Consider the following 1,175-nt stretch of genomic DNA (forward strand, 5'->3'; position numbering starts at 1 on the left):
GTGGTGTGGGCGCTCGTCAGCTTCGTGCTGCCCTGGCATGCACGCGGCATGAATTTCGGCTTCTTCGGCTGGCCGTTCAGCTTCTGGATGGCCGCGCAGGGCGCGATGCTGGTCTACCTGCTGCTGGTGGTGGTGTTCGCGCTGCTGACGCCGAGCATCGACGAAGCGCATGGTTTCGATGAGCCGCGATGAACCCATCTGAGCCGCACGTCGGCCGGCGGGCGCGCCACCGGCTGCACGCGATCTATTTCGGCTTTGCGCTCTGCTTCGTGCTGTTTGTGCTGGGCATGGGCCTGTTGGAGCGGCTGGGCATGCCGCGCCAGTACATCGGTTTCGTGTTCCTGGCCGCGCCGGTGGTGGTCTATGCCGTCATCGGCGTGGTCTGCCGCACGACAGACCCGGCCGAGTATTACGTGGCCGGCCGCCGCGTGCCGGCGGTCTACAACGGCATGGCCACCGCGGCGGACTGGATGAGCGCAGCCTCCTTCATCGGCCTGGCCGGCACCTTGTACCTGACCGGCTTCGAGGGCCTGGCCTACGTGCTGGGCTGGACCGGCGGCTTCTGCCTGGTGGCGCTGCTGATGGCACCTTACCTGCGCAAGTTCGGCCAGTACACCATTCCGGATTTCCTCGGCGCGCGCTACCAGGGCCACCTGCCGAGGCTGATCGGCGTCGCCGCGGCGGTGCTGTGCTCGTTTGTCTACGTGGTGGCGCAGATCTACGGCGTCGGTCTCATCACCACCCGGTTGACGCACATTGCCTCGTTCGAGATCGGCGTGTTCCTCGGCCTGGGCGGCATCCTGGTCTGCTCTTTCCTGGGCGGCATGCGCGCGGTGACTTGGACCCAGGTCGCGCAATACATCGTGCTGCTGCTGGCCTACCTGGTGCCGGTCGTCTGGCTCAGCGTCAAGCAGACCGGCGTGCCGTTTCCGCAGGCGGTCTACGGCCAGCAGTTGCAGAAGGTGGCCGAAGCCGAGGCACGGCTGAAGTCGGACCCGGCCGAGCTGTCCGCCATCCAGGCTTTCCACGCCCGGGCCAACGAGCTGGGCGACAAGCAGCTGCACGCCACCGAAGCCCTGGCCAGCGAGCGGGCCGAAGCGCGCCAGCGCATTGCCGCACTGCAGAAGGCCGACGCGCCGCAATACCAGGTCCAGGCGGCCGAGCGCGAGATGGCC

Annotated in this window: 2 protein-coding genes; both read left to right on the top strand. The window is 67.6% G+C overall.

All coding sequences use genetic code 11. The features are described from left to right. Positions 1 to 192 (top strand): DUF4212 domain-containing protein (locus FKP22_RS31095; protein WP_141292025.1); only part of this gene is annotated, 192 nt, incomplete at its 5' end. Next, positions 189 to 1,175, top strand: a 987-nt coding sequence (locus FKP22_RS31100) for a VC_2705 family sodium/solute symporter (RefSeq protein WP_170201205.1), incomplete at its 3' end; no start/stop codon positions are given. The genes FKP22_RS31095 and FKP22_RS31100, both read left to right, overlap by 4 nt.

The sequence above is a fragment of the Ideonella azotifigens genome, from assembly GCF_006519715.1.
In the GTDB taxonomy this organism is placed as follows: Bacteria; Pseudomonadota; Gammaproteobacteria; order Burkholderiales; family Burkholderiaceae_C; genus Ideonella; species Ideonella azotifigens.